The sequence below is a fragment of the Acaryochloris thomasi RCC1774 genome (assembly GCF_003231495.1).
Taxonomy (GTDB): domain Bacteria; phylum Cyanobacteriota; class Cyanobacteriia; order Thermosynechococcales; family Thermosynechococcaceae; genus RCC1774.
On sequence record NZ_PQWO01000026.1, the window covers coordinates 26,070 to 52,986 of the forward strand.

Here is a 26,917-nt window from a genome sequence, read left to right on the forward strand (position 1 = left end):
GGTCCAACATCTAGGTCATTGGGCAAATACCTCCAAATAGTGAAGGAATTTCTACGACAATAATGAACACCTCAATAAAGCGGGCTTTCGCAATGACGAAGGTCCAAACATCAAACACAACCAGGGTATTGAGTAAAATATTTTCTTCGGTACTACACGAGTTACCAGCAATGATCACAACAGGATATGCCGATCAGCTGCATCTATGAAAAGAATGCTTACACCGAGAATTTAAATCCTCACTCCTTAGTTGAACACGACTAAGGCTCATAAGTTTCTACCCAGGAATGATCTTATGTATTCAGAATCAAGACAAGCACCAGCAAGACAAGACTCACGACGACAATCACCACGACTAGTAGAAAAAAGAGGGCGAGATAGCAGTGAGGATAATGATACCCAGAGAAATCTAAGATCTAGACATAATAGGAATTTACTTGCAGGAATAACTCAAGTTCACCCAAGCCCCGACGAAGAAGTCAATAACTGCCATGAAAGATCTAATTATTATCGTGAGAATGTCAGTACTGTTGAAAGAGACGGGGAAGAAATAGAAATATATGATCTGAATACCATTAGCAAGAAAAAGTATGATCAAGCATCTAAAGGAGCACGCGTTACCAAAGAGACGGGACACACGAGCATTGCTCTTCAAAAGGGTGAAAAGCGAAAAGACTGGGTGATCAATGAGTCAGTCCTTGAATGGAACTCAATTCAAAAAAGGTTCGTAGCAAAAAGAAATTTCAAATTACCAGTAAGCTGTATTGAATCTACAGAACATATTATTAATTACGCAGACGAACAAAAAATTGAAGACTGGGACAAGGATGATAAAAACAAAAAAGTCAATCTTTATTTGGGGTCAAATAAGCATGGCGATAAAAATCGTAAAGCCTTTAGCATAAGTGAAAATAATATAAGCACAGAAAACCTGCCTAAACAGCCTAAAAGCTATAACTTCGACACCTCAAACTTAAATATAAATGAAGGACTTATGGTTTTTAATCCTGATGAACCAGAAAGCTCAATTCACGCTGTTGCAGTCGTAGGCATAAACTCTGTAAACAAACACATTATTGTTGTCGAGCGAAATGCTGGATACACCTCGGGTGGAGCAAATTTTGTTGATAATAATTGGCTAATAAATTCTTATGATTCACCTAACGCGTTTAAGCTAGATGTATCTGGTGATGACAAAGAACTAGTCATTGGTAAGCTAAAAGCTGGATGAGACAGAGATAAAAGTAAATAATTTCATTGAAACACGTACTGACCAGCGTAAGCTTTACACGAACTTCTGCATCAACCTAAAGCTTTAACTCTTGATTTTTCTTGTAAAATAACGCCTAATTTAATCAGTTTTTTTAACAAGCGTACTTCAATCCTCTTTTAGATAGGGAGTCAACAGCTATAGAATATAGATTTTAATATTAAATATCTGGATCGCCATCAAGTTTGCATCAATCAAATAATCGATTAAAGAATGCTCCCCAGCCTGAGGAGCTTTTTTGTCCAGGTTTAGACATCGCTTCTAAGTCAGCTTTTGACGACTCCTGTCCCTCTTTTGCTGCCGCTAGATCAGTGGCATATCTGTCCGCAATACTCGATCCTGTATATTTTGCTTCGTACACCCTGTATTTTCCAAATTCACGGTAGCCAATCTCATCCACTCCTCCCTCATCAGTTTGATCAATCCATGCACTTTCATTAGCGGCTTTTCCAAGGAAAAGGAGATCGATGGAACCAATAGGAGAGTCAACCCAATAGTGACTGGTGAAGACCCAATGCTTTCCACCATCGACGTTCCCTGTGGCATTGTTTTGATCCAAAACTTTCCCGCCTCCAGGGACAAAAAAGTCTTTCGTCTTAGAACAGACCTCTAAATTCTCAATACCAAAGTACTCGTGGGCAATTTTGACATAGGCTCTTGCCAGCGTACTGCAGTCTCCATCTTTTCTTCCCTTAAGAAAAGCCTCGGGTGCGGTAGCAGCCATACTGTAAGTAAATCCAGATTTGAGAAATGCCTCCTTTAATGCCTGCAGGCTTTTTTGCGGATCGGTTTCATTGATCTGTTCCACCATCTTGGCTGCGACTGGATAGTCTTGTAAGAATTTTTCTCTTTCAGCGCTTGTATCAGGCTCCACTAAATCCGATGCTGAGGTGCCTCGTTTAGGAGGATAAGCGGAGACCTTGCTCAGTACATTGCTAGTTCCAGCATCACCCTGTCTACTGGGTCGTGACGTTTCTTGGGTCGTTCTTCGTGATGTTACGCCATCTGCACTGCGCCCTCGCTCTGGCGTTGGTGCTTGTCGTCGTAGACGATCAGAGGAAGAGTCTGAAGATTGTCGCTGGAACATGCAAAACCTTGTACTAAGAAGAAAATAGGAAACAATGAATCAAGCCGAGTCTATCTAAACCGACACAGAGAAGCAGATGTATTTAGTAATGAGAACGGGAAGCACTGTTTCTGCAATTAAGGCCGATGTCTCGCTCTATGCTCCTGCTCATTATCTCGAGCCGACAAAAGACATGAGGGGCTGATGGCGAGTTTCTGCCGCTTGCCGTGCAATTCTCACTGCAGACTGATAGTGAGAGACGAGACAGATTAGTTCAGAATCGGTCGGTTTTTCCTGTTCAGTTCGCAACTCTATGCCCTGGGAGGTTTGATAAATCGCAAAAGGCTTAGCTGTGGGGATAGCCATACTGCCTGAGTTAAGTACATCAAACTGGACTCTACAGCTTTCCTTAGAGAGTTCCTTGCTACCTTCGGATAGATTGGGTGACGCTATGCCGCCGAATTATCAATGAATCTACGTTTGTGGCCATATCATCCTTTGCGTACCTAGACTTTCGACTGATAGAGACTTACTGATTGCCAGATAGTCTGATTCTCATACCCGAATTCTGAGGGCAAAAAGTATGGCATATCTCATAGGTGAGCAGCCACAAGAACATCTGGGGACAGGTCTAGCTTTTCCCTTACAGGTCAATGTGCAGGGCGGACTCCAGCTCAGCTCTGAGGCCCAGAAAGTCAAAGAGTCGATCTGGCTGATCTTGCGAACTGATCTAGGAGAGCGTCTGTATCGCCCTAACTTTGGCTGTCGGCTATCAGAATTGGCGTTCGCCCCCATGAATACCGATACGCTGCTGCGAATTCGAATCTATGTGCAAGAGGCACTACAAACCTGGGAGCCTCGGATTCTACTTGATGAGGTGCGCACAGATACCGACTCGATCAGGGGACGGGTCAATATCGTGATCAACTACCGTCTCAAGTCTCATCCTGATCCCTACAGTTTTGTCTATCCGTTCTATTTACAGTCAGAGGTTGAGGAAGACTAATGGAATTTGATTTTCTACCCGAACTCCCCAGCTCTCGCCTTGATGACCGGAGCTTTGATGATTTAGTTGAAGAGTGCCTGCTCCGTATTCCCCGCTATTGCCCAGAATGGACCGATCATAATCTCAGTGATCCAGGAATCACACTGGTTGAGCTATTCTCTTGGCTTACCGATCAGATGCTGATGCGGTTTAACCAGGTACCGCGTAAAAACTATGTTGCGTTTCTAGAGCTATTGGGAATTCGTTTGCAGCCCCCGGCCTCGGCCCAGGCTCGCCTCACGTTTTATCTGAGTACGAATTTACTCGAAGACTACACAATTCCAATGGGAACCGAGGTCGCAACAGAGCGAACAGAAACCCAAGAGGCTATTAGCTTCAGCACGGACCGAGATTTGGTGATTGGTCAGCCGCAAATTAAGCATATTTTGTCAGCGGTGGGCGATTCTCTCCAGTCTTTAAACGACCATACGGGGGAGTGGCAACCTCAGCAGAGCAGTCTGGCATCCAATCATGAATTCATGGTGTTCCCACAGCAGCCGCAGCCCGGTCATAGCTTCTGCCTTGTCTTCGAGCCAGACGCACTATTGGAGGGAAATGTGCTGGCGATTCATTTCACTGGAACCCAAGGAACCCCAACGGGCATCGATCCCAATCATCCCCCCCGCCGTTGGGAAGCCTGGGATGGTGAGGCTTGGATAAATGTGCTACTTCAGGAGGCCGATGATACGACCAATGGCTTTAGCTTCAATGAGCATAAGGTCGAAGGCAGGCAGTCAGAACCCAGCGGAGAGGTGACGCTCCATTTGCCAGAGTGCTGGGCTGCTCAGAGCTTTGCGGCTTATCGAGGGCGGTGGCTACGCTGTATCTTGACTGAGCCGACGGCTCATCAGCCGGGATATTCACATCCGCCTCGAATCCGAACAATGGGTCTCCGGGCGATGGGTGGGTCGGTTCAGGCCAGCCAGAGTGTGAAGGTGCAGGATGAACCCTTGGGCGTTAGCAATGGGAAGCCGGGGCAGAGTTTTGAGATCCAGACGGCTCCGATTCTAGAGCGTCGAGTAGGAGAGCATTTACTTGTTTCCCCGCCGGGACAGCCCCCCGAGATCTGGGAAGAGGTGGAGGACTTTGCGGAGTCTGGACCACATGATCGCCACTATCTGATTAATTCATTGGAGGGCACGCTTCAACTGGGGCCGCTGATTCGCGAGCCTCAGTCCCTCAAGCGCCAAACTCAGGCTCGTGCCTACCTGCAGCAGGTTCTCCCCGAAGAAAGAGCGCCCGGTCAAGATCTCGATGCTCAAATGATGGAGCATCAATATGGCGAGATTCCGCCCCGAGGGGCCGAGCTGATGTTCTCTTATCGGACGGGGGGTGGTAAGCAGGGGAATGTGCAGGCACGGACGCTGAATTTTCTGAAGACCACCATTCCCTACGTGGCTCAGGTGACAAACCATGAGGCAGCGGTAAATGGGGCAGATGCTGAGTCCCTGAATCAGGCGGTTTTACGCGCTCCGCATTTGTTGCGATCGCATGATCGGGCCGTAACCGCAGCCGACTTTGAAGCCTTGACCTTAAAAGGAAGCGGGGGTGCGATCGCAAGATCAAAATGCTTACCGACATCAGCAAACCAACCGGCTGGCAGCGTTAGCATCTGTGTTATCCCCCAAGCCAATACCGATCTGATTGATCGGGGGCAGGGCATCGCACCAGAGACCTTCAATCTCAATCCTGCGCTGCGGGAGCAGGTCATGCATTATTTAGACGAGAGACGGTTGCTCGGCGTGCAGCTCCAGCTCCAGCAGCCCAACTACGTGGGCGTTTCTGTACAGGCAGAGGTCACGTTGGAACCAGCCTATCAAAATCCGGTTGCCCAGGCTGAAATCCTGCACCAAATTCAAGTCGATCTGTATCGCTATCTCAATCCATTAACGGGTGGTCCCGAGAGGGACGGCTGGCCCTTCGGTCGCCCAGTTTATCCCTCAGACATTATGGCTCTGCTCCAGCAGAGGATCGGTATTCAGTATCTAGGTGCCATTCTTTTATTCCCTATTCAGTACAACGGACAGACCTGGCAGCGGCAAACAACACCGGTTCCCTGTATTGATCCGGGTCCCCTGGGCTTGCTGTGTTCGTGGGCAGATATCCATGAGCGAACCGGACATAGCGTCAATGTCCTGACGCCCCAAGCTGTTGCCATGAGGGCTTGATGGTGTCAGCTCTAATGACGAAAGGTGTCAGCCTCCAGCTCACGCCTATGCAGATTCCTGACTCAATTGCTCAGTCGGGAAGTGATGTCGGGATTGAGAAAAATGCCGTATCACAATCAGAAATTGTGGTCCATCCGGGCGAACTTTGCCGGGTTGCTCTAGAGCTGAAAAACTGGGAATCGCAAGCCCAGCAGCTCACCCTAAAGCTGGATGGAACCTTTCCCTTAGAGTGGTGTAAAACGGAGGCAGAGCCACAAAGAATAGCCCCGTTGGAACAGGGATCAACTCACCTGGTAACGGTGGAAGTCCCGGCTAAGAAAAGCTGGTACACTGACCTTTGGTTTCGGGTGCCTCAAGCGTTTTTCGAAGACCAGGAGGTCTTGTCTACCCATTCTGTCCAGCATCTTGAACTAAATTTTCGGGGCTGTCTGTCCGTTTGCCCAACATCGGAGTCAGAGGCAACGCGACGGTCTCCGACCGGCCTACGGCCATCGCCTATTGAGCAGTCCAGTTTTGAACTTTACGTTCGACCCCGAAGCACTTACACCACGTTTTTGCCCACGGTCTATCAAGAAATTGACGTCATTCATCGGTTCGTCAAAATCTTCGAGGAAGCCTTCGATCCAGTGGTGAATAGCTTCTCCTCCATGTGGGCCAATCTAGATCCATTAACGGCTCCGCAATCGCTGCTGCCGTTTTTAGCCCACTGGGTAGACTGGCCCCTTGATGCACAGCTTAGTTTGACCCAGCAGCGGCGACTGATTCGCCGAGCGGTAGAAATTTATCGGTCACGGGGTACCCGTAAAGGACTGCGATTTTATCTGCATTTATATACAGGATTGCCGCTCGACGAAGAGATGAGCCGGGAAGAAGACAAATCAATCAGCATCACCGAACCGTCTGGACAGGGTTGTTTACTAGGCGTGGCCCAGATGGGTGTGGATACGGTTTTAGGAGGTGGCAAAGCCTACCACTTTGAGGTTCGCTTACGCTGTGAACCAGATTATCCCATCGATGAGCAGCTTGTTCGGCGAATCATTGAACAGGAAAAACCAGCGTTTTGTACCTACGACCTATGGATAGAACATCGCTAAGCAAATTATGGTCTGTTTTATACAAAATCTAGAGTTCAGCGATGACGGTCGTATACACAGATTATGAAAAGACTTCAATGCACTTCCCCACCGTCTGCTGAGCGCTCACGTCGAAGCCTAGCTTCCCCAGTTCCGGGGGGCAGTGCAGTCATGCTGCCTATCAGAAAAATATATATACAGTAGCCACTTTAAGGAGAGATAGTCATGGCCCATTCATTTCCGACACCTGCGATCGCAACCTTACAGCGCCAACAAGTCAAAGACGGCCTCCTCCTCAATGCCGAACGCTGGCAGCGTGCCCATGCCTACCATCGCCAGCGCCAAAACGTTCACTATCAGTCGCTCAATCAACCCGGCATCGTTTGCGGTTTAGGAGTTCATGCGATTCCAGCTCCAGAATCAGTTGCGGCAGAATATCGTGATTCTCGCTGGGTCAAGATTCAGCCCGGAATTGCGATCGATTTAGAAGGAAATCTGATTATTGTGCCGCAGCCGCTGAATTTTCGGCTGGCCACCGAGGTCAAGGAGTCAGAGCCACTCACCGTATACCTGGTCGCCCAATACCGAGATCCCGATCAGCTAGAGGATACGCCTGACCACGAAGTTGTCCAAGAGACCTTCAGGATTGATGAAAGAAGTCGTCCCCCCGGTCGGTTAGACGTGGAGCTGTGCCGCGTGTTGTTGCGAGAGCAGCAGTCTTCCATCTCAAAACCCAGCGACGTCTTTTTCCCTGGATACGGCGATATCGATCTGCGCTATCGCCATCAGGCTCAGGCCCGCCCCCAGGGCTTAGTTCGCATTGCAGAACTGCAGCACGGCAGTGCAGACTGTAGCCGCAATTTTTTTAATCTCACCTATTTATCGCGCTCCGTCGAAGATATTTATCCATCACTGAGAGGAGCAGAAACAGTGGATCAGGTCACTTGGGAAGACGATCTACAGCCCTATGAGCTGATCTACTTGACAGGACGCGAGAGCTTATCTCTGAATAGCCGTCAATGTTCAATGCTGTCTAGGTTTCTGGAGCAGGGAGGAACGTTACTGGTGGATGCCCCCAGTGACGCAAAAGAGCTGATTCAATCGGTTCAGATCCTAGCTCAACAACTACAGACACCGTTGAAGTCATTGCAAGAATCCCGCCGTGACCACCCGCTACGAATGAAGCCGTTCCTGTTCTCTGCATTGCCGGTGGCAGATCAAACTAGGATTCAGCTTTTATCAGGTGGAGGGATTATTCTCTCCATTGGCAACTTAGCCGGACTGTGGGGGTTAGATGAGGGATTGTTGCGATCTCGAGATGAAATAAGAACGGCCCAGGAATTAGGGGTCAATATATTACACTTTGCGTGGAAACGCAGGCAAATGTTTGCTTGAGGAACAAGAAAAGTGAAGTACTGATGACGCGATTTGGATCGAAGAAACAGACACGGGCGCGACTATCCAATTCCATATCATCTATATCTCAGACCACATCCCTATAAACTCCCCGCTAGACCGAAGCGCGATCGCAACCACGCAAACCCGATATCACCGACAAGGCAACAGCCCCATGCTGCCGAGAATTTTGAGCGAGGAATCCTGGGAAGGATTGACGTATACAGAGTTGTCGCGAGAGGGGCACTTTTTGGCTGGGGCAGAAGTATACGTTGATGATGATGTACAGACTTCCGTCTCATTCATCGTGATTGTTCTGATTCAAGAAGCAGATGGATAGCTTCCTATCAACACCGCTAGAATAGCAAAGCACAGTCTTTTCGAAACTGTGCGACTTTACCTTCATTTTCTGGACAACAATCTATGTCAATTTACGTCGGCAATCTATCCTACGATGTGGCCGAAGAAGACTTGAGCGGTGCTTTTGCCGAATATGGCACTGTTAAAAGTGCAAAACTCCCTACTGACCGTGAAACTGGACGGCCCAGAGGCTTTGGCTTTGTGGAGATGAATACAGAGGCCGAGGAAACAGCAGCTATTGAAGCCCTTGATGGTGCCGAGTGGATGGGACGCCAGCTCAAGGTCAACAAAGCGAAGCCCCGAGAAAATCGCGGTGGCGGTAATCGTGGTGGTGGCTCTGGCTGGTAACTTCTTGGATTTAGGCTGCTAGCGATAACGCAGCTCTATCAATAGAAACGCAAGGGACTGTTTTTGGGCAGTCCCTTTTTGGTGAATGCCTCTGTCTCTATGTCGGGACAAGGTCAATGCTGGTCTTCGAGGAAAATGGGACAACCAGGATTCAAGAAAAAACCACGATCGATAATGTTGTCTATTCTTGGTTGGGCAACAATAGTCTAAGTTAAAGCCGATAATAGCTGCTGAACGATCGCGATCTCCGAACGCAGACAACCGTTGCATCAACCGACCATGTTTTTATGTTCCGGTACAGCATAGTTGTTCGCCTGCTGGGACAACGGCATCCCTTTCACGGCTCGCTCGATGTCACACTGTCTAAAAACTGCATTACAGCTTGATTGAATAGCTCAGGGAATTCCATCCAACAGTTATGTCCGCCACGCTCTAATTCTACTAGCTCAGCTTTTGGAATCTTGCCAGCAAGTTCTTCTGAAAACTCCACAGGAATGAAGATATCATCTCCACCAATCAAAACCAGAGTCGGAACTGAGATTTGGCTGATTCGAGATCGCGTGTCATGCTTAATTAGCGCAGCAACTTGTCCGGCAAAACCATGTGTAGATAGCGGATGAGGATGATTACTCGCAAGATTGACTGAAGCCGTCACCGTTTCGTCATGTTTAAAGAAATCGTCTGTGTAAACCCACAAAAACCCTTCTCGTATACGGGTTTCTAAAGATACATTTTCGTTAAGCATTCTCAGCCAGTTCTGAACTATGTATTTTGCTTTGGCAGGAAGTTGAGCAGCGGTTGTGTTGAGTATCAGACTTTTCACTAATTCTGGGCATTTTAGCGCAACGATTTGGGCAATCATGCCACCCATTGAAAAGCCCAAAACATGAGCGTTATCCACCTTCAAAAACTGTAGCAAGGCAATCGTATCGTCTGCCATCATTTCGGTTGAGTAATCTTCATTAGGAGCATCCGTTTGTCCAACACCGCGATTATCGAACACGATGACTTGAAACTTCTGTGAGAGAACAGAAACTTGATTGAGCCATGTGCTGCTATCCATGCTCAAGCCGTGAATCAAAACGATAGGTTCACCTCTGCCGTGAACCTCGTAGTACATCTCAATATCACCGATCCTAGTTCTGGGCATTTTGCATCTTCTCCACCGCAGCAACGACGATCCTATTTTGCTCCATCAGCATCTCTGAATCAGGAATGAGCCATTTCGAGGCAGCCTGGTTGATAATGACCATTAGTTAGGCACGGCCCATCGTTCAATGATGCAAAGCGCCCATAACCGATTTGCATAAGCTGTTTGGTTTTGGCACATTAACTTTTCAGAAGTCATGCCAAGACACGTGAAATAGAAAGTGTCAGAACTGAGTACACAAGAGGGCACTATTCACTTTTTCGTTCCGCCGCCAAAGAGGAAAATGAACTGCTTGCCATCTTGAGCCAGATAGATCCAATACCCCCTACCCCCCAATTAATCCAATACTCCCCAATGGGTTATGTCGTCTCTCCAATCGCTAGCCTAACGGCTAGCCCTAGACACAACTCATCTACAGAGATAACACAACCCTCAGGCAGTGGCTGAGGAACCTAAGTCCGGCGGCACATCTTGCCAGCGTCCCTGTCCCACAGCCTGAATCGCCTCTTTCAGAGCAACGTCACCGGTATACAGCGCCCGCCCCACAATGACGCTATTAACCCCTACAGGCTCTAGCGCCAACAGGCTCAGTAAGTCGGTCACCGAACTGACGCCACCAGAGGCGATCACGGGCACCTCAATGGCCTGGGCCATTTCGCGCAGCATGGGAATGTTCGGACCTTTCAATGTGCCATCACGATGAATATCGGTGTAGACGATAGCAGCAGCATGAGGCATACGTTGAGCGAGATCGATGGCCTCAATCTCTGAGGTTTCTAGCCAGCCCCGGGTAGCAACCTTGCCGTCACGGGCATCAATGCCAATCACAATTTGCTGCGGGAACTCCTGGCAGAGCTGCGTCACTAACTCAGGATTTTCGATAGCGACGGTGCCGAGAATGACGCGATTTACTCCGAGATCAAGAAGTTGGGTGACCCGGTTGCGATCGCGAATCCCTCCCCCGACCTGCACGGGCACATCAATGGCGTTTACAATCCGGCTAATCGGTTCAAGATTGACCGGCTCCCCAGTCTTGGCGCCGTCAAGATCCACCAGATGAAGCCAGTTTGCCCCTTGGTCCACCCAGCTTTTCGCCACCTCAACCGGATCTTCGGAAAAGACCTGTGACTGCTCATAGTCACCTTGATAAAGACGCACACAGCGTCCTTCTAGTAAGTCGATGGCAGGGAGAATTTCCATTGTTGCTTTGAGAGTAGGGAACTAGTTCCATTGAAGCAGTTTCAGGCTCTGCTGGTTGCTGCTGCTCAGTTTATATTGAAGACGTAATGTCAGAGGACGAACAGACAGGATGGGAACGGCACTAATTACTGGCGCATCTTCTGGGATTGGCGAGGCATTCGCCGAGGAACTCGCGCAGCGTGGGATGGATGTTGTGATCGTAGCGAGATCAAAGGACAAGCTGGAGCAATTGGCGGAACGGTTGAGATCGCAACACTCGATTCAAGCCGAGGTGATTGTCCAGGATCTAACGACACCCGAAGCCGCAACAGCCGTCTACAAGGCAGTGGAAACTCTAGGCTGGCCCATTGATCTGTTGATTAACAATGCGGGCTTTGGGGACTATGGCGTATTTTGCGATCGCCCCCGCCAAAAACAGCTCGACATGATCCAGCTCAATATTTCAGCGTTAGTGGATCTCACTCACCAGTTTTTACCCAGAATGATAGAGCGCCAGTCAGGCAGCATGATCAACGTGGCCTCTATTGCCGCCTTTCAGCCGTTACCCTACCTATCAGTTTATGCTGCCACCAAAGCCTTCGTCCTGAGCTTTAGCGAAGCCCTGTGGGAAGAGAATCGCAAGCACAACATCTCTATATTGGCAGTTTGCCCCGGTCCCACCGAGTCCCAGTTTTTTGAAGCCGCAGAGTTTCCCTCAGCCCTCGCGGGCGGCAGTCAGAAGGCAACCCCTGCAGAAGAGGTCGTCAAGGAAGCGCTTCAGGCTTTAGCCGAGAAACAATCAAATGTTGTGACCGGTGGTATCAGCAACTGGCTAATCAGCAATGTCCCTCGGCTTTGGCCGCGTCAGTCGCTGGTGAAGGGCGTTGCTAAGGTGATGCAGCCTCCAGCAACAAAGTAGGTTGCGGTCACTCAATTCACAAACAGTAACAGGAGATTCAGTTTTCTTTTTCTCCCATGACATAGAATTAAAGTATTGCAATGATTAAGGCTGTTTTTCAGAAGAGACGCTTAGACCGCTCTCGTTCTTAACAACCCCAGCCCCGTCATCCTGCCCGGTGTGAGAGAGATTAAGGCCATCAATACAGCGCCCCATAGAAATCTGTCTTGATACAGATTCTGTAGGGCTGCCGAAATTCACTCCCAAGGAAGAACTGGACATGAAAGGGGCAATTGTTGCTGCACTCACGCTTCCCTGTTTAATCGCGACAGGGACGACAGCCTATAGCCAAGTGCCAGGAGAAGCTGGCCTGAGGCTAGAAACAGACGAGATTACCACCACATTTCAGGGGTATCTAGCCCAGTTTGGGGGAGACTGTCCCGGTAGCGAATGGTCTGGACCTGCGGCCAGCGACGATATTCGGTTCATTTCTTTTTTGACGCCGCCTGCTGAGAGCCGGAAAGTTCAGCTAACGAGCCTAACGACAGGCGAAAGTCTGGAGAAGGCGTACGAACAGGAAAGTAAAGGATCGTCAGATTTCTCATTACAAAAGCTCGGAGAGACTGACGGCATCCACGAGATTGAATATCTAATCTTTGATAAAGATACGGAGAGCGTTCTTGAAGAAGGTTCATTTACCTACACCATAACCACATCGCAGACCGTTCTTTACGATTCTGGTCAATGGCCGGAAAGCCACTATTGCCATGATGTAGCCAGCAGCTATACCCACTTTGGGGCTATCGGTTTTGGCGGTATAGGCCTTTACTATTGGCCTTACCTCGGAGGCCATCACGGCAGGCGGCTGCAGCACAGGCACTATCTGAAACACAAGCATTTTCTAAAAGGTAAACATCTAAAAGAAAAGCAGCACTTTAAATCTCACTTCAAGCAGCACGAACATCTGCCTCACAAACCTATGCAGGCGAAAAAGCGAGGAGACGCCCACAAAGCGCTGCCGTCAAAGATGAAGTCGCAGCAGGTCCATTCTCCTCACTCAAAAAGGAAAGCGCTGCCGCAGCAGCCCGCAAAACCGCGTCCTCAAAAGAAAGCTGTAGAAGTAAAGCAATCAGAGGTTGTCAAGCCGCGGCCAAAGACTACCCAACAAAGGCAGAGACAGCCCTCACGCACGCAGGCTCCACCGCCAATCAGGCCAACAGAGAGGCAGAAGCGAGAGATAATTGTCCCTCGCAAGACTGAGCAGAGAAACAAACTCTCACCGCAGCGGATCAAGCCGAATCAAAAAGCGGCACCTATCAAAAAGCGGAAGGTCGTTAGGACAAGTCCTCGAAAAGCAATCAAGACAAAAACGGTAAAGAAGAAGCAAACGCCTCTTCAACAGCGCAGAAGTCGTCTCCAAAGAAGGCGTGGGGTTAGGCCGCCGAGTCGAACCTCAACCCCTTCCCGGCAGTACGGGCAGCGAAGGGCGATTTATCAAGCAGCACCCAGACAAATACAGCGACGGAGCAGAAGAAGGGCTAAGCCTCAGTCCAAGAGACAAGCGAACAGGCGAACTCGAAGGCCGATCCAAAGATGAGGGGGATGGAGCTGCTTACGAGACAAGGTCAGGTCTGGCTCATCCGCCGTCGATCTTCGACGGTTATCAATCCCCGTTGATGAGCCCTCAATTCGAATTCTATTCTTGACGGCAGTTCGTTCCTCAACCAATTGTTGGCGTGTTCGTGATACTAATCGATGAGATTCTTCTGCTTCACTCGGAATACGAATTCCTGGCAAACGCCTCACTTCAATCAATGCAGAGAGTTTGAGAGCATCTCGTTGATCTATTTTGACCCGATTTTAGACTGTCGTTTCAATGCTGGCGGCATTGACGACTTGATTAGCGATGCCTACATTTGTTAGCTGCCGATGCAAGATAAAGCCTGAGAAGCCGGCTTCGTAAACACTATGGAGCAGGGCTTTAGGAAAATAGGCTGTGAGCTGATGGGCAAGTTTCACTGGGTCTACTAACGTCTGCCATTTCTTGACCAGCCCTCCCTCCATCACCACTGCAACTGAGTAGGTGTATTTATGACCATCAATACCAATGAAGAGGTTTTTACCTTCGTATGATTGCTGCCTTAATGAGCTGTTCAGAGCAATCTCCTTTGGGACGATTACTTGTCGTCTCTTCAATCACTAGCCTAACGGCTAGCCCTAGACACAACTCATCATAGAGACAACATGACCTTTTTTCTGATTAACCGCAGATTTTGTCAGCAAGATGCGATCTCGCTGAGTTCTGGCTTTCTAAGCCAAGCTATGATGAACGTCTAGGACAAACGCGATCGAGTAAGGAAAGCCTCGTTATTTTGCCATGGTTAATTCTGCAGGATCAGCAGTTAGAGAAACAGGCGTCGATGGCCGAGAATGGTGGGCACAGCGCTGGGTTGACGTTCTAGAATCCTTCGGATGGCGTCGCCGTCTTGAAAGGGCACGCAATTACGTGCGTGAAGGACGAGTGTTAGAGCTGACCTTCGAAGGGCCAGAGGTCTCAGCTCTAGTTCAAGGAACGGCTCCAGACCCCTATGAGGTCACTCTGTCCCTTGACCCTTTTGATGATGAGCAGTGGTCTTATGTGATTGAGGAACTATCACAACGCGCTATCTTTGCTGCCAAGCTGCTGGCTGGTGAAATGCCGCAGAATATAGAAGAAGCCTTTACCGCTAGTGGATTGAGCCTATTTCCGTTTAGCAAGTTTGATATTCACAGCCGCTGCAACTGCCCCGATCCGGTTAACCCCTGTAAGCACATCGGAGCGGTTTACTATCTCCTAGGAAATCAATTTAGCCAGGATCCGTTTATTCTATTTCAGTTAAGGGGACGGACAAAAACTTCTATTATTGAGGCGCTGCGTCAGAATCGCAGTAAGACTTCTGAAACAGATCAATCAAAGGAGCAGAAACAACAGACTGAATCATCTACTGCTGTGAAGCTTGACGCAGGGTTCTGGTCCTATAGCGAGCAGCTTGATCCTTCTTTAGTGGTGATCGCACCTCCCCCAACGTCTGAGACCGTGATTGATGTTTTGGGGCCGATGCCTACTGAATCATTTTCCCAGACCGGCACCGGAACACCGTCCAAGATTTCTGATGGGCAAAAGTTACTGGAGTATCTGAAGGATGTTTATCAGCGAACGGGACAGCAGGCTATGATGATGGCCATGTTGAGCCGAGATTCTGATTGATGCAGCCTCTAACAGCATCCCCAAAATGGTTCGTGCCTGGGGATATTGATGGTTTTTTTGGCCTGTTGGTTGATAACTTAATTCAGATTCTACTGATTGTGGGATTGTGTCAGGGCGTATTGGGTTTCCCTGCAGAACTAATCTTTGCTCGTATTTTGCCTGGAGTGGCCTTGAGCCTGATTCTAGGAAATGCTTACTATAGCTGGCTGGCCTATCAGCAAGGGAAGCGAGAACAGCGTGATGATTTAACGGCGCTGCCCTACGGCATCAATACAGTGAGTTTGTTTGCCTATATTTTTTTGGTGATGTTGCCGGTTAAGCTGTTGGCTATCAATCAGGGGAGCAGTCCGGCGCAAGCTGCAGAAACCGCATGGCAGGCGGGACTGGTTGCTTGTCTGGGATCGGGTTTGATTGAACTAGGTGGTGCCTGGTTCGGGGAGCGATTACGAAGGGTTGCCCCTCGTGCCGCGATGCTCTCGACGTTGGCGGGAATCGCGCTGACGTTTATTGCGATCGGCTTTTTGTTTCGCACGTTTGCCAATCCGATGGTGGGCATTTTGCCGTTGGGCGTCATTTTGCTCAGTTACTTTGGGGGTGTTAAGTTTGGAATTCCAGGCGGGTTGTTTGCGGTTCTACTGGGTGTTTTGCTGTCGTGGACTACTGGGTTAACGATCTGGGACGGTCAGCAGTGGAGTGCGGCGATAGATTCTTTGGGTGTATACGTACCTAAGCTTTGGATTGGTGGACTTTGGGAGCAGCGAGGCGTGTTGCTGCAGTATTTCACCATTATTTTGCCAATGGGCTTGTTCAATCTGGTGGGCAGCTTGCAGAATCTGGAAAGTGCGGCGGCGGCGGGAGATCGCTATCCCACAACCCCCTGTCTAGCTGCTAACGGCATTGGTACCATCGTCGCAGCCTTCTGTGGCTCCTGTTTTCCTACCACTATCTACATCGGGCATCCCGGCTGGAAGGAGATGGGGGCTAGAGTTGGATACTCTTGGCTAAATGGATTAGTTTTAGGTGTGCTTTGCTTGACAGGCAGCATCAGCATTCTGACGTATTTAGTGCCAATTGATGCCGGGATGGCGATTGTTCTGTGGATTGGCATCGTGATCGTGGCCCAGAGCTTCACGGTGACTCCCCTGCGCCATGCACCTGCGGTCGTGGTAGGTCTTTTGCCTGGGATTGCTGGATGGGCTGCTTTGATCGCAAAGAATAGCTTCCGAGCCGCAGGACTAGGGACGCCGGAGCAACCCTTTCAACCCGACGTATTGGTTCCTGCTTTGCGGCTGAGTGATATCTATATTGAAGGGGCGTTTGCACTAGAGCAGGGCGTTATTTTATCTGCAATGCTACTGTCTGGAATGACGGTTTACATTATTGATCGAGATTTTGGGAAAGCGGCTCTGTGGTCATTGATCGCGGCATTACTCTCCTGGATAGGGCTGATTCACAGCTTCCAGTGGACGCCCACTGACACCGTAGTGAAACTGGGATGGGGGGCTGGAGCGCAGTGGGCTGTTAGTTATTTATTACTTACCCTGTTGTTTCTCTATGCTGCTTGGCGGACTCGGCTACAGAAAAACAATACTCTTGAAGCAGATCTTGAACAAAGGCCTTAGCCAGATGTTTGCCAGTACTGATAGGCTGCATAGGCCATTGTCATTACTCCCGTAACAATAGCGGATTCATCAGCTTTAAATTCAGGGTGATGGAGTGGGTGATTGATCCGTTCGTGGTGTCCAACACCCAGGCGAAACATCGAACCTGGCGCATGTTCTAGATATAAGGAAAAATCTTCGGCTCCTAATGATGCTTCTGGAAGAACCTGGATTTTTTCTGATCCCCAGAGTTGTTGGGCGGAAGATTCAATCAGCTTTGTGAGACCGGTGTTGTTGCGCACTGCAGGAACTCCGGCCTGAAAATCAACATGGTACTTGGCGCCGTAAGGCTGACAGATACCCGCGACTATTGCTTCGATCCACTGGGGGAGTTGCTCGCGAGTTTCTGGATGCAATGATCTCACCGTGCCCTGCAAATGGACCTGATCGGCAATCACGTTGGGGGCTCGTCCTCCATTGATTTGACCAATGGTGAGCACCACTGGTCGGAGTGGATTTTGAGTTCGACTAATAGCTTGTTGAAGTGTTGTAATGACCTGAGCTGCAATCCAGATGGCGTCTGTTGCTTCGTGGGGGCGAGCGCCGTGACCTGATTCTCCGATGATTGTGATTTCTAGGTTGTCGGCAGCAGCTGTTAAGCTACCGTAGCGAACAGCAACGGTACCGGCAGGAATGCTAGGGAAGACGTGGGTTGAAAGAATAGCACTGACGTTTTCCATAGCGCCATCGTCGATCATCCACTTGGCTCCTTGGGCAATCTCTTCAGCGGGCTGAAATAGGAAACGAACGTTACCGGGGAGCTGCAGTTCTGCCAGGATCATGGCGGTTCCTAATCCCACGGTGGTGTGAATGTCGTGACCGCAGGCATGCATGATCCCTGGCTTGCGTGAAGCAAATGTGAGCTCCGTCATTTCTTGGATGGGTAGGGCATCCATATCAGTCCGAATGGCTAACTGGCGAAGATCTTGACCGCTACCTCGAAGGTCACCGACGACTCCCGTTTTACCAACTCCCTCTTCTACTCGGAGACCGCAGGAGGACAATACTCCGGCAACATAAGCTGCCGTTTGGTGTTCTTGACCACTGAGCTCTGGATAGGTGTGAAGGTGCCGGCGGATTTCAATAAGACGAGGTGCAAGGGTCTCGGCTAGGTTTTTAATCTGGGTAAGCATAGATTTGGGACGATCACGACTTTTGGTCAGGTCGTGCTGGATCAGAAAAGCTAAAGGCTATCTGTTCCTAGGATAAACGGATACAGAAAAACTCTGCATGCCAATAAACATTCAGGAATGCGTATAAAAGCCGACATTCCGGCCTAAATTGGTGCTCGATCCACTATACGGAAGCTTAATATTTTGCTGATTAGAGGCGCTTGAGGTTGTCAGCCTGCTTTGTGAATTTATCTGTGAAGATGCTCATGATCGTTCGCTTACGAACTTTGATATTTACATTGACTGACATGCCAGACTGCAGCGGCAGGTTAAGGTCATTCTTGGTAAGCCTTTGTTCTTCTAAATCAATCGTCGCGGGAAAACTATAGAATTGGCGCACTTCTGTCGGGGGCAGTGCATCGGACCCTATTGAGGTGAGTGTTCCTTTGACATCACCAAATTCACTGAAAGGGAAGGAGTCAATGCGAACATCGACCTTAAGTTCTCCTTTTTTTTCAAAATTTTGTTTCACAAAGCCAATCTCTTGATTGGTAATGAAAACCTTGGCTTGTAGATTATCTGCAGGCACAATCTTTAAAATTGGCTCGCTAGCGTTGACCACAAAACCACTGGTGTTGGGTTTGAGGTCAAATACGACACCATCGACGGGTGCTCTTAGCTCTTGGTATTTCATCGTCACCTGTGCTTGGTTCAGGCGGTTGTCGATTTCAGCGATTTGACGTTTATTATCTTCAATTTGTTTGTCGTCTGCGATCGCTTCTTTGCTTAACTGGCTATCAATTCCCGCAATACTTTGCCGATTGGCTGCCATACGGTCTTGAATGGTTCGTTTGTCAGTGGCACCTTGGTTGCGCCCTTCCGCCCGTGTCTGAGCTGTGCGTTCTAGGATTTGACTTTTTTCTTTTCGTAACCGAATCTCTTCTTTCTGGAGGCGGGCGACTTCAGCTAGCCCTGTTTGCACCTCGTTTAACTGGTTTTTGTACTGGATTTTCGCAATTCCACCTTTTTCAAAAACCTCTTTGATATCATTAGCTGTTTCTTGATTAAGCTTTAGGGTTTCCTTGCTGCTCTCTAGCTGAATTTGGTTCTGCTCAAGTTCAATATTTTTGGCTGCCAACTCTTCACTGAGCTGGGCTAAGCGTGCGGACAAACTGGCTTCATTCGATGATTTCTGTGCCAGACCAGATTGCAAGCGCGCCAACTCTTCTGCTGAAAAATTAGAGCTGGTTGCTTCGCCACTGAGCTGGGCTCTCAGAAGCCGATTCTCTTCAATGAGAGCTTGACGATCCTGTGTTTTAGAGCGTCGGGAGGATAAGTTTCCGATCTGTTCACTACCGCTTCCCAGGGTTGGATTAGCATAAAGCTGATTTTGTCGTACTAAGTTGGCCCGAATGCGCCGTAGCGAAGCTAATTCCGAACTTGTGGCCTCAGGATCTAAACTAAGCAAGAGCTGGCCTTTTTTGACCCGTTCACCATCCTTGACGTGAATTTCGCTGACGACACCAGAGACAGGGGGCTGAATTTCTTTGACGGCTCCCAGAGGTTCTAATTGACCTGTTGCTGGGATCGCTTCTTCAAGTTTTAGGACGAACGCGAGCAAAATAGCGATAGCGGTGCCGCTGATAATGGTCCAAATGATAATGCGTGACCACAGCGGTGACTGCTTGAGCACGACTGGACGATCGAATTGCGTAACGGCGCGATTCCGCTCTGCTGGCATCGGGAGCTGCCCGTTCCCGTTTTGGCTGATGCTTTTGCCATTGTTGTGACCGTTCGTCTGAGGAGACGTTTGGCGCCCATTCGCAGAAATATTTGTCATCCTTGAGTCTCCTGTTGCTGGTAAAGCCAGTAGTATTGGCCTTTGAGGTCCATTAATTCGGCATGGGTGCCCATTTCTGCTACTTTGCCCTGATCCATCATCACAATTACATCGGCAACCTGCAGCGTTTTGAGACGGTGTGTGATGAAGAAAACTGTTCGATCATGAAAAATCTTCGATAGATTCTGGATCACTTGGCGCTCAGCATTGAAGTCCAGCGCGCTTGTAGCTTCATCCAAAATCAGCATCTGGGGGTTTTGCAGGACGGTACGTGCGATCGCAATTCGCTGTCGTTGTCCTCCAGAAAGGGCGGATCCTCTTTCTCCCACGCGGGTGTTATAACCTTGCCCCAATTCCATAATGAAGTCATGAGCAAAAGCGACCTGTGCCGCTTCAACGATCTCTTCTGATGTGGAATCAGGAGCGGGGAGTGCAATGTTTTCCTGGATGGTGCCATCAAAAAGTAGGCTATCTTGCAAGACCATGCCAATCTGGCTACGCAAAGAATACAGCTCTACCTTGCTGACATCGTACTTATCCATTAGGATTTGCCCGCTCTTGGGCGTGTAGAGCCGCATCAGGAGCTTCATGAGGGTGCTTTTGCCGGATCCACTCTGTCCGGCTATACCCACAAAGGTACCTGGCTTGAAGTCTAAACTGACATTCTTAAGCTGCAGAGGGCCATTCGGCGTGAAGCTAAAGTTAATCTCATTGAAGGAGATGCCTCCCTGAATCGGAGGCAGGGGGATGTTGTTGCGGTCCTCTTCGTTGACTTCCTGTGGATGGTCAAGAATATCACCCAGGCGCTCTAGAGAGAGCGCTGTTTCTTGGAAGTTCTGCCACAGTTGAACCAAGCGCAGGAGTGGGCTAGTGGTGTAGCTAGCAATAATTCGAAATGCAATCAGCTCACCTAGGGTTAGATCTCCCTGAAGAACGAGGCCCGCACCCACCCAGAGCAGTAGTAGACCCGAAAGCTTATTGAGGAAAGCACTGATGGAGCCGGCTGTGGTGGAAATAGTAACGGCTTTAAAGCCTTCGCTAACGTAACGGGCGTAGCGCTCTTGCCACTGCCAACGCGACTTGAGTTCAATATTCTGAGCCTTAACGGTTTGGATGCCGGAGACGACCTCTACAAGATAGGACTGGGTTTTTGCATTTTCTTCAGCCTTGACGCGCACCTGTCGCCGGATCATGGGAGAGACGAGAATGGTCAGCAGGGCGAATAGGGGCACTGTGGCGAGCGCAATGATGGTGAGTAACCAGCTATAGAACAGCATCACAAAGATGTAGATCACTGAGAACAGTGAATCTAGAACGACGTTGAGGGCCGTCCCGGTTAGGAATTTGCGAATGTTCTCTAGCTCATTAACTCGGGTCGAGAGTTCCCCGACAGGACGACGGTTGAAGTAACTCAACGGCAGCCTTACCAAGTGATCAATCACCTGGGAGCCTAGGCTCATATCAATGCGATTGGTGGTGTCAACAAACAAATAGGTCCGGAAACTGGTGAGTAGGGCTTCAAGAAGAGCAACAAGAAGTAGACCCATGCCCAAGGCATTGAGGGTGTCAGGACTATTCTTGCTCAGTACCCGGTCAATGATGAACTGGATTCCTAAGGGATTGGCAAGGGCAAATAACTGCACCAAAAATGAGGCAATCAAGACCTCAGTTAGCACCCCACGGTAGCGGGACACTGAGGGCCAAAACCAACTTAGACCAAACTTTTTCTCAGGGGTAGAATCGGTTTTCTCCAGCAACAAAACCTGGCCTGATTCTCCCCAGTCGTCGAGGAAATTTTCAGGTTTTTTACGCCGAATGCCTTGCTCGGGGACGGCAAAGACCAGCTCCTTAGGAGAGTTCTCGTACAAAACAGCAAAGCTATCTTGCCAAGCAATAATAGCTGGGGTGGGCAGACGCGTAAAAACATTGGCTGGAGCTTCAATCAGTTGGGCCTTGAGACCCATCATTTCTGCGATCCCACCGCAGGTGGTCAGGGAAACCGTGCTGTTACGAGCTAATTGATTTTTTATGATGCGGCGAATGACGTCTTTGCGAAACGGTATGCGCCAATATTGAGCCAGCATCTGGAAGCAGGCCAACGGAGCATCCGTTGGACCCCGACCTTTCACGTGAGGATACTTCCGGGATCGACTCTCTGTCTCGAGAACAAAGGGATCCTCTGTTTGGACGTTGGGGGCGTAGGGAACTTCTATGGCTTCGGATTCTTCGACTGCAGCCAAGCCGCTGATCTCTACTGGAGGAGAGATAGAGGGTTTAGAAAGGTTCGCAGGGCTAATGATATGCTCTGGGAGACCCACCAGCCGTAGGGTCCCAGATTTGCCGATCTGGAGTGTTTCTGTCGGATCGAGTCGCCGACCAATGGAGCCGTTACTGGCCGAGCCGCCACTGAGTAACCAAAGGTGCTGGTCATCAAGGTCAAGTTGATGCTGTCCACTGGAGAAGGTCTGCACCTTGCTCGCGTCATGGGCCTCTAGAGAAAGGGCTTTGAGATCGGAGATGCCATCGGCACGGCGCTCAAGTTCAGCACCCAGTAAATCGAAGACTTCAACTAAACTACAGCGATCGCGAAAACCTGCAGCAAAGTTTGGCTCAGTATCAATTAAGTCCAAGAAGTCCTGGCTTGGGAGATTCAGGCAAAGGGTTTCTTGAGATGCGAGGGCTGTCTCGCAGGCTTTATTTCGCAATAAACTGATCCAGCCTAAAACTTCTCTCGGTTCTAGTAGCTTGAGGCTACGGGGGGTATTGCTGCGGGGATCTTGACCCAGTAGTCGCGCTTGCCCCTCATAGATAATTGCGATTTGAGCAGGGAGACTGTCTCGTACGACAATCGCTTGCCCCATACGATAGCGGAGGAGTTTACAGCTCTTTAGACACTGCTCCATGCCTTGGCTAGAGAGTTGATCAAAGGGAGGGACTGATTGGAGAAAGGACTGGATATCCGTTTTGCTGTAGGTCATGGCTCCGCCGTCTCTGGTTCTTGTAGGACTGCTGGGGAGGCAGTTCGTTCTTCTGAGGGGTTCTCTTCTGGAAAATGCAGCGAAACGGTCTGTTGTTGCTGTTTTAACCAGCGCTGAAATAAATCGTTCAGCAATCGTTTTTCTGTGGGGTCATCGAGTTGTGCTGGGAGAAGTTTCTCTAGCTGGACAATTAGAAACCATTCATCTAAGCGAACGGGAGGGAAAATCTGGCCGGGTTGGCTGGTGCGGAGGAGCTGCGCGAGTTTTGGATGGGCCTGGCTTAGCTCCATGGGACCAATGAGGCCGCCGGTCTGAGCTTCTGGGCCTTGGGAATATTCTTTCGCGAGTTCGGCAAAGGTCGCTTCGCCTTCTTGGATGCGAAAGTATAGTTCCTGTGCGATCGCAACATCTTTGGTGCGAATCAACGAATAGATGACTCGGTCAAGGTGCTGCTTCTGTTTCAGGAAATGATTGCCGAGCTGAGCGCCCCACGTGTTGCGTTTAAATGTCTCTAGCTTAATGGGTCGCAGTATTAGGTGCTTGAGCTGCGCTGGCGTAACGCCATTATGCTGCAGCCAAGCTTGGAGATCTGAATCTGAAGTCAGTTTATTCTGGGCAAAAAACTGCTGGCGTGCCTGCTCTTCTTCTTCTGGCGTGCATTCGACCTCAGCAATTGCTTGATCGATAATCATCTCCTGTGAGACCTGTGGCAGCATTTGATAGGCCACTAAGTGTTGCACCACCTCTGTCGCAGAAAAAGATTGGTCACCGACCTGAAGAACTGCTTTCATTGACTTTGCCCACCTGCTCTAGTCCATACCCTTTGAGAGTGCCCGGAAATTTGCATAAACTGACGTTGAAAATAGCTGTAAGACTTTAGATACATCGGGAATTGGAGAACATTGTTATCGTACTTTTGATCGAACAGAAGACCTAAATATGAGATGTATTAGCTTAATGATCTCTCTAATCTGTTTCTAGTCAAGCGGGCGCGAAGATATTCTTCAACACTACTGTATGACATAGCTTGCTTACGATCACTGGTTGCCCTCACTACAATTTCATTAAAAAGCTCGCAGCTTAGGCAAAGTCCTTGGTAGAGCCGTGACAGCTTCTGTTGATTTGCTACGACCTTTATAATTTGTAAACTAGCCGTAACCCTCACACTGCTCAGGGCCGTTTCAAGCTCATGGAAGAAAAATTGGATCATTATTCTTGCGTACTGAGATAGGCGATATTTCAACTGCTCATGATGAGTCTTTGAGGCTTTTGATTTTTCTCTGGCGAGCTTAGAACATCCGAGTTATATTACAGCCTTGCCTCTCTTTGCGCTGGCTCTTAATTTATCAATCGGCGCGTCGTGAAGTTATTATGCATGACTGAGTTGAATTTGTGAGGTTGTTAGCTTTAGATAATGGAGACCTTGTGTAGCTGGTTCCAGCGGCCTTAGATTTCGCTAATTGTCTTAGTGCTGCGGCATAATATTAGCCAAGGGGAGCCTCGGGCCATCCCATTCGCAACTTATCTTGGATTACTCGAAGGCAATCTATGACGAAGACCACCGTGAATACAAGCATCCCAGCCTCAATGGATACTGAAAAACGTGGACTGCCGGTCACTATCATTACGGGCTTTCTCGGTAGCGGTAAAACCACGCTCTTGAATCACATTCTCAGCAATCAGGAAGGACTCAAAACAGCGGTTTTAGTGAATGAGTTCGGTGAGATTGGGATCGATAATGATCTGCTGATCACCACGGGTGAAGATATGGTGGAACTCAGCAACGGCTGTATCTGCTGCACGATCAATAATGATCTGGTGGAGGCCGTTCATCGGGTGCTGGAGCGCTCGGACAAAATTGATTATCTGGTGGTGGAAACAACGGGGCTAGCAGATCCGCTGCCGGTGGCGCTGACTTTCTTGGGCACTGATTTACGAGATTTGACGCGCTTAGACTCGATTGTGACAGTGGTGGATTCAGAAAACTTCAGCCTAGATCTGTTCAATAGTGAGGCGGCTCAAAGTCAGATTGCGTACGGCGACACGATTTTGCTTAACAAGGCCGATCTCATTGATGAGGCTGATCTCGATTTGCTAGAGATTCGGATTCGTGAAATGCGAGAGGGAGCCAGAATTTTGCGGACCGTGAAGAGCGAGGTGCCGCTGCCGCTGATTCTTAGCGTGGGTCTGTTTGAGTCTGAGCAGTATTTTGCTAAGGAAGAGCAGGCCGAGGCCCACGATCACGGAGACCACGATAATTGCGATCACGATCATGGACATTGTGAGCATGACCACGACCATCACGAGCATTCTCATCATTTAGATAACGATGGGTTTGTCTCTCTCTCTTTTCAGAGCGATCGCCCGTTTTCTGTGCGTAAATTCCAGCATTTTCTAGATGAGCAGATGCCACTCAATGTCTTCCGAGCTAAGGGAATTCTCTGGTTTGATGAGAGTCCAAAGCGTCATGTCTTTCACTTGAGTGGTAAGCGGTTTTCGCTCGACGATGAGGAGTGGAGAGGCGAACCTAAAAATCAGCTTGTTTTGATTGGCCAGAATTTGGATCTCGAAGGGTTGCGATCGCAAATCGAAAAATGCTTAGCCACGACCTCTCCTAATCGAGGTCAGGGCTTCGGTGGCTAGCGGGCGTCTGATGTAAGCTTGGAAGCGTTGTTTTTGCGATCGCAACCCAATGCCCCAATCTGTCTCGGCGCTGGCAAATCTATACAAAGATGCGCTACTCGAAAACGTGCTGCCTTTTTGGGAGCATCACTCTATTGATCGAGAGCAGGGTGGATTTTTCACCTGCCTCAATCGAGAAGGAAAAGTCTACGACACCGACAAATTTATCTGGCTGCAAAACCGTCAGGTGTGGACCTTCTCAATGCTCTATAACCGGCTAGAGAAACGGGAAAACTGGCTGCAGATTGCCGCCAACGGTGCTAAATTCCTCGCTCAGCAAGGCCGAGACAATCAGGGAAACTGGTATTTTTCTCTCAATCGCGCTGGGCAACCTCTAACACAGCCCTACAATATTTTCTCCGACTGCTTTGCGGCGATGGCCTTCAGTCAATATGCCTTAGCCTCTGGAGAAGACTGGGCTAAAGAGGTGGCCCAGCAGGCGTACAGTAACGTTCTACATCGTCAGGCAGATCCCAAAGGGAAGTACAACAAGACCTATCCGGGAACTCGCCCGATGAAAACGCTGGCGGTACCGATGATTTTGGCAAATCTGTCCCTGGAAATGGATTGGCTGCTAGAGGGCGACCGCCTAGAAGAGGTTCTCAATCAAACGGTTCAGGCCGTGATGATGGACTTTTTGGATGCCGAGCAGGGGCTGCTTTACGAGAACGTGACGCCAGAGGGCCAACACCTCGACTGCTTTGAGGGCCGTTTGATTAATCCGGGGCACGGCATCGAAGCCATGTGGTTCATCATGGATATCGCCCATCGTCGTCAGGATACTGAGCTGATTAATCAGGCTGTTGATGCCGTCCTTAAGACGCTGCAGTTTGCCTGGGATCAGACGCATGACGGCATCTACTACTTTATGGATGCAGAAGGCCATCCGCCTCAGCAGCTTGAGTGGGATCAAAAGCTGTGGTGGGTTCATTTAGAAACCCTGGTGGCGTTGGTAATGGGCTATCGATTGACGGGCCGGACCGAGTGCTGGGACTGGTTCTGTAAGGTTCACGATTACACCTGGAACCACTTTGTTGATGCTGAGCATGGGGAATGGTTTGGCTATCTCAATCGCCAGGGTGAAGTGCTGCTGAGTCTTAAGGGCGGCAAGTGGAAGGGCTGTTTCCATGTGCCGCGCGCTCTATATCTATGCTGGCAAGAGCTTGAGGGGACGAGTTCAAGTGGTGTCTGCTGAGTTTTGAGTGGTGTTAGGATAGCCCAGTAGGTCTATCGAATGTGGATTAAACCCTGAATGGAACCTACGCCTGAGCAGCTATGGGAACTATACCTCTTAGGTCATGAAATGACTTTGCAGCTTAGGATCGAGGAATAAATAATATCCAGAACCTCAATGGAAGAATGATAGTCTGAGCATCCTCCCCTATTTGGTTTGAGATGAATCCTTACACAGTGAATATTGAGCAGCAAATGCAACGGCTCTACAA

The 26,917-nt window shown here is 49.3% G+C and carries 22 protein-coding genes; 13 read left to right on the top strand and 9 right to left on the bottom strand.

Going from position 1 to position 26,917, the window contains the following annotated elements:
- Positions 1-295: 295 nt before the first annotated feature.
- On the top strand, positions 296-1,231 hold the full coding sequence (locus tag C1752_RS24105) for a hypothetical protein (protein ID WP_110988609.1): 936 nt from the start codon (positions 296-298) through the stop codon (positions 1,229-1,231).
- A 229-nt stretch (positions 1,232-1,460) separates the two neighbouring features.
- Here the strand turns inward: C1752_RS24105 and C1752_RS24110 are convergent, their stop codons facing one another.
- Both C1752_RS24110 and C1752_RS28605 read right to left on the bottom strand, forming a co-directional pair.
- Entirely contained in the window at positions 1,461-2,144 is a 684-nt protein-coding gene (locus C1752_RS24110) for a hypothetical protein (RefSeq protein WP_110988610.1), read from the bottom strand.
- A gap of 363 nt (positions 2,145-2,507) precedes the next feature.
- Positions 2,508-2,702, bottom strand: coding sequence for a hypothetical protein (locus C1752_RS28605; RefSeq protein WP_110988611.1), 195 nt, complete (start codon positions 2,700-2,702; stop codon positions 2,508-2,510).
- Between the two features lie 217 nt (positions 2,703-2,919).
- On the opposite strand from C1752_RS28605, the gene C1752_RS24120 reads away from it, so the two are divergent.
- From C1752_RS24120 to rbp, 6 genes are all read left to right on the top strand, one after another.
- The gene (locus tag C1752_RS24120) at positions 2,920-3,342 is read left to right on the top strand and encodes a GPW/gp25 family protein (protein ID WP_110988612.1); all 423 of its coding nucleotides are present in this window, start codon (positions 2,920-2,922) and stop codon (positions 3,340-3,342) included.
- The gene (locus C1752_RS24125) at positions 3,342-5,549 is read left to right on the top strand and encodes a putative baseplate assembly protein (RefSeq protein ID WP_110988613.1); all 2,208 of its coding nucleotides are present in this window, start codon (positions 3,342-3,344) and stop codon (positions 5,547-5,549) included. The genes C1752_RS24120 and C1752_RS24125 overlap by 1 nt, the downstream gene beginning before the upstream one ends.
- A 14-nt stretch (positions 5,550-5,563) precedes the next feature.
- Positions 5,564-6,643 carry a phage tail protein gene (locus C1752_RS24130; protein WP_199464507.1) on the top strand — a complete coding sequence of 360 codons (1,080 nt, stop codon included), beginning with the start codon at positions 5,564-5,566 and terminating at the stop codon, positions 6,641-6,643.
- A gap of 204 nt (positions 6,644-6,847) precedes the next feature.
- Positions 6,848-8,017: a DUF4159 domain-containing protein gene (locus C1752_RS24135; RefSeq protein WP_110988615.1), complete on the top strand. Its 1,170-nt coding sequence runs from the start codon at positions 6,848-6,850 to the stop codon at positions 8,015-8,017.
- Between the two features lie 31 nt (positions 8,018-8,048).
- On the top strand, positions 8,049-8,357 hold the full coding sequence (locus tag C1752_RS29775) for an RNB domain-containing ribonuclease (protein WP_110988616.1): 309 nt from the start codon (positions 8,049-8,051) through the stop codon (positions 8,355-8,357).
- A gap of 83 nt (positions 8,358-8,440) precedes the next feature.
- Positions 8,441-8,725: an RNA-binding regulator gene (gene rbp, locus C1752_RS24145; RefSeq protein WP_110988617.1), complete on the top strand. Its 285-nt coding sequence runs from the start codon at positions 8,441-8,443 to the stop codon at positions 8,723-8,725.
- A 337-nt stretch (positions 8,726-9,062) separates the two neighbouring features.
- Here the strand turns inward: rbp and C1752_RS24150 are convergent, their stop codons facing one another.
- Entirely contained in the window at positions 9,063-9,845 is a 783-nt protein-coding gene (locus tag C1752_RS24150; protein WP_158535177.1) for an alpha/beta fold hydrolase, read from the bottom strand.
- A 462-nt stretch (positions 9,846-10,307) separates the two neighbouring features.
- On the bottom strand, positions 10,308-11,075 hold the full coding sequence (hisA, locus tag C1752_RS24160) for a 1-(5-phosphoribosyl)-5-[(5-phosphoribosylamino)methylideneamino]imidazole-4-carboxamide isomerase (protein ID WP_110988619.1): 768 nt from the start codon (positions 11,073-11,075) through the stop codon (positions 10,308-10,310).
- A gap of 109 nt (positions 11,076-11,184) precedes the next feature.
- On the opposite strand from hisA, the gene C1752_RS24165 reads away from it, so the two are divergent.
- Both C1752_RS24165 and C1752_RS24170 read left to right on the top strand, forming a co-directional pair.
- Complete coding sequence (locus C1752_RS24165) at positions 11,185-11,973, top strand: SDR family NAD(P)-dependent oxidoreductase (protein ID WP_110988620.1); 789 nt, start codon at positions 11,185-11,187, stop codon at positions 11,971-11,973.
- Positions 11,974-12,232: 259 nt separating this feature from the next.
- Complete coding sequence (locus C1752_RS24170) at positions 12,233-13,549, top strand: hypothetical protein (protein ID WP_110988621.1); 1,317 nt, start codon at positions 12,233-12,235, stop codon at positions 13,547-13,549.
- Positions 13,550-13,812: 263 nt separating this feature from the next.
- On the opposite strand, the gene C1752_RS29095 is transcribed toward C1752_RS24170, so the two are convergent.
- Positions 13,813-14,148, bottom strand: a complete 336-nt coding sequence (locus tag C1752_RS29095) for a hypothetical protein (RefSeq protein ID WP_199464508.1) — start codon at positions 14,146-14,148, stop codon at positions 13,813-13,815.
- A 181-nt stretch (positions 14,149-14,329) separates the two neighbouring features.
- On the opposite strand from C1752_RS29095, the gene C1752_RS24180 reads away from it, so the two are divergent.
- Together C1752_RS24180 and C1752_RS24185 are read left to right on the top strand one after the other, a co-directional pair.
- Positions 14,330-15,199 carry an SWIM zinc finger family protein gene (locus tag C1752_RS24180; protein ID WP_110988622.1) on the top strand — a complete coding sequence of 290 codons (870 nt, stop codon included), beginning with the start codon at positions 14,330-14,332 and terminating at the stop codon, positions 15,197-15,199.
- Entirely contained in the window at positions 15,199-16,821 is a 1,623-nt protein-coding gene (locus tag C1752_RS24185; RefSeq protein WP_110988623.1) for an NCS2 family permease, read from the top strand. The genes C1752_RS24180 and C1752_RS24185 overlap by 1 nt, the downstream gene beginning before the upstream one ends.
- Here C1752_RS24185 and C1752_RS24190 read toward each other — a convergent pair.
- The 4 genes from C1752_RS24190 to C1752_RS24205 all read right to left on the bottom strand — a co-directional run bounded on the left by C1752_RS24190 (position 16,818) and on the right by C1752_RS24205 (position 23,581).
- The gene (locus C1752_RS24190) at positions 16,818-17,993 is read right to left on the bottom strand and encodes a M20 family metallopeptidase (RefSeq protein ID WP_110988624.1); all 1,176 of its coding nucleotides are present in this window, start codon (positions 17,991-17,993) and stop codon (positions 16,818-16,820) included. The genes C1752_RS24185 and C1752_RS24190 overlap by 4 nt on opposite strands.
- Before the next feature lie 190 nt (positions 17,994-18,183).
- A complete protein-coding gene (locus C1752_RS24195; protein ID WP_110988625.1) occupies positions 18,184-19,812 on the bottom strand; it encodes a beta-barrel domain-containing protein in 1,629 nt (542 codons plus the stop codon).
- Positions 19,809-22,790, bottom strand: coding sequence for a type I secretion system permease/ATPase (locus C1752_RS24200; RefSeq protein ID WP_110988626.1), 2,982 nt, complete (start codon positions 22,788-22,790; stop codon positions 19,809-19,811). Before C1752_RS24200 ends, C1752_RS24195 begins: the two co-directional genes overlap by 4 nt.
- Positions 22,787-23,581 (bottom strand): peptidylprolyl isomerase, encoded by a 795-nt coding sequence (locus C1752_RS24205; protein WP_110988627.1) that lies wholly within the window; start codon positions 23,579-23,581, stop codon positions 22,787-22,789. Before C1752_RS24205 ends, C1752_RS24200 begins: the two co-directional genes overlap by 4 nt.
- Positions 23,582-24,338: 757 nt before the next feature.
- On the opposite strand from C1752_RS24205, the gene C1752_RS24210 reads away from it, so the two are divergent.
- Positions 24,339-25,433, top strand: coding sequence for a CobW family GTP-binding protein (locus C1752_RS24210; protein WP_233501862.1), 1,095 nt, complete (start codon positions 24,339-24,341; stop codon positions 25,431-25,433).
- A 49-nt stretch (positions 25,434-25,482) separates the two neighbouring features.
- Entirely contained in the window at positions 25,483-26,667 is a 1,185-nt protein-coding gene (locus C1752_RS24215) for a n-acyl-d-glucosamine 2-epimerase (protein ID WP_110988629.1), read from the top strand.
- Positions 26,668-26,917 lie beyond the last annotated feature (250 nt).

Excerpts from the sequence above, each read along its gene's own strand:
- C1752_RS24105 (WP_110988609.1), top strand. The coding sequence starts at position 296 with ATGTATTCAGAATCAAGACAAGCACCAGCAAGACAAGACTCACGACGA.
- C1752_RS28605 (WP_110988611.1), bottom strand. The coding sequence starts at position 2,702 with ATGGCTATCCCCACAGCTAAGCCTTTTGCGATTTATCAAACCTCCCAG.
- C1752_RS24120 (WP_110988612.1), top strand. The coding sequence starts at position 2,920 with ATGGCATATCTCATAGGTGAGCAGCCACAAGAACATCTGGGGACAGGT.
- C1752_RS24125 (WP_110988613.1), top strand. The coding sequence starts at position 3,342 with ATGGAATTTGATTTTCTACCCGAACTCCCCAGCTCTCGCCTTGATGAC.
- C1752_RS24130 (WP_199464507.1), top strand. The coding sequence starts at position 5,564 with ATGACGAAAGGTGTCAGCCTCCAGCTCACGCCTATGCAGATTCCTGAC.
- C1752_RS24135 (WP_110988615.1), top strand. The coding sequence starts at position 6,848 with ATGGCCCATTCATTTCCGACACCTGCGATCGCAACCTTACAGCGCCAA.
- rbp (WP_110988617.1), top strand. The coding sequence starts at position 8,441 with ATGTCAATTTACGTCGGCAATCTATCCTACGATGTGGCCGAAGAAGAC.
- C1752_RS24150 (WP_158535177.1), bottom strand. The coding sequence starts at position 9,845 with ATGTACTACGAGGTTCACGGCAGAGGTGAACCTATCGTTTTGATTCAC.
- hisA (WP_110988619.1), bottom strand. The coding sequence starts at position 11,075 with ATGGAAATTCTCCCTGCCATCGACTTACTAGAAGGACGCTGTGTGCGT.
- C1752_RS24165 (WP_110988620.1), top strand. The coding sequence starts at position 11,185 with ATGGGAACGGCACTAATTACTGGCGCATCTTCTGGGATTGGCGAGGCA.
- C1752_RS24170 (WP_110988621.1), top strand. The coding sequence starts at position 12,233 with ATGAAAGGGGCAATTGTTGCTGCACTCACGCTTCCCTGTTTAATCGCG.
- C1752_RS24180 (WP_110988622.1), top strand. The coding sequence starts at position 14,330 with ATGGTTAATTCTGCAGGATCAGCAGTTAGAGAAACAGGCGTCGATGGC.
- C1752_RS24185 (WP_110988623.1), top strand. The coding sequence starts at position 15,199 with ATGCAGCCTCTAACAGCATCCCCAAAATGGTTCGTGCCTGGGGATATT.
- C1752_RS24190 (WP_110988624.1), bottom strand. The coding sequence starts at position 17,993 with ATGCTTACCCAGATTAAAAACCTAGCCGAGACCCTTGCACCTCGTCTT.
- C1752_RS24195 (WP_110988625.1), bottom strand. The coding sequence starts at position 19,812 with ATGACAAATATTTCTGCGAATGGGCGCCAAACGTCTCCTCAGACGAAC.
- C1752_RS24200 (WP_110988626.1), bottom strand. The coding sequence starts at position 22,790 with ATGACCTACAGCAAAACGGATATCCAGTCCTTTCTCCAATCAGTCCCT.
- C1752_RS24205 (WP_110988627.1), bottom strand. The coding sequence starts at position 23,581 with ATGAAAGCAGTTCTTCAGGTCGGTGACCAATCTTTTTCTGCGACAGAG.
- C1752_RS24210 (WP_233501862.1), top strand. The coding sequence starts at position 24,339 with ATGACGAAGACCACCGTGAATACAAGCATCCCAGCCTCAATGGATACT.
- C1752_RS24215 (WP_110988629.1), top strand. The coding sequence starts at position 25,483 with ATGCCCCAATCTGTCTCGGCGCTGGCAAATCTATACAAAGATGCGCTA.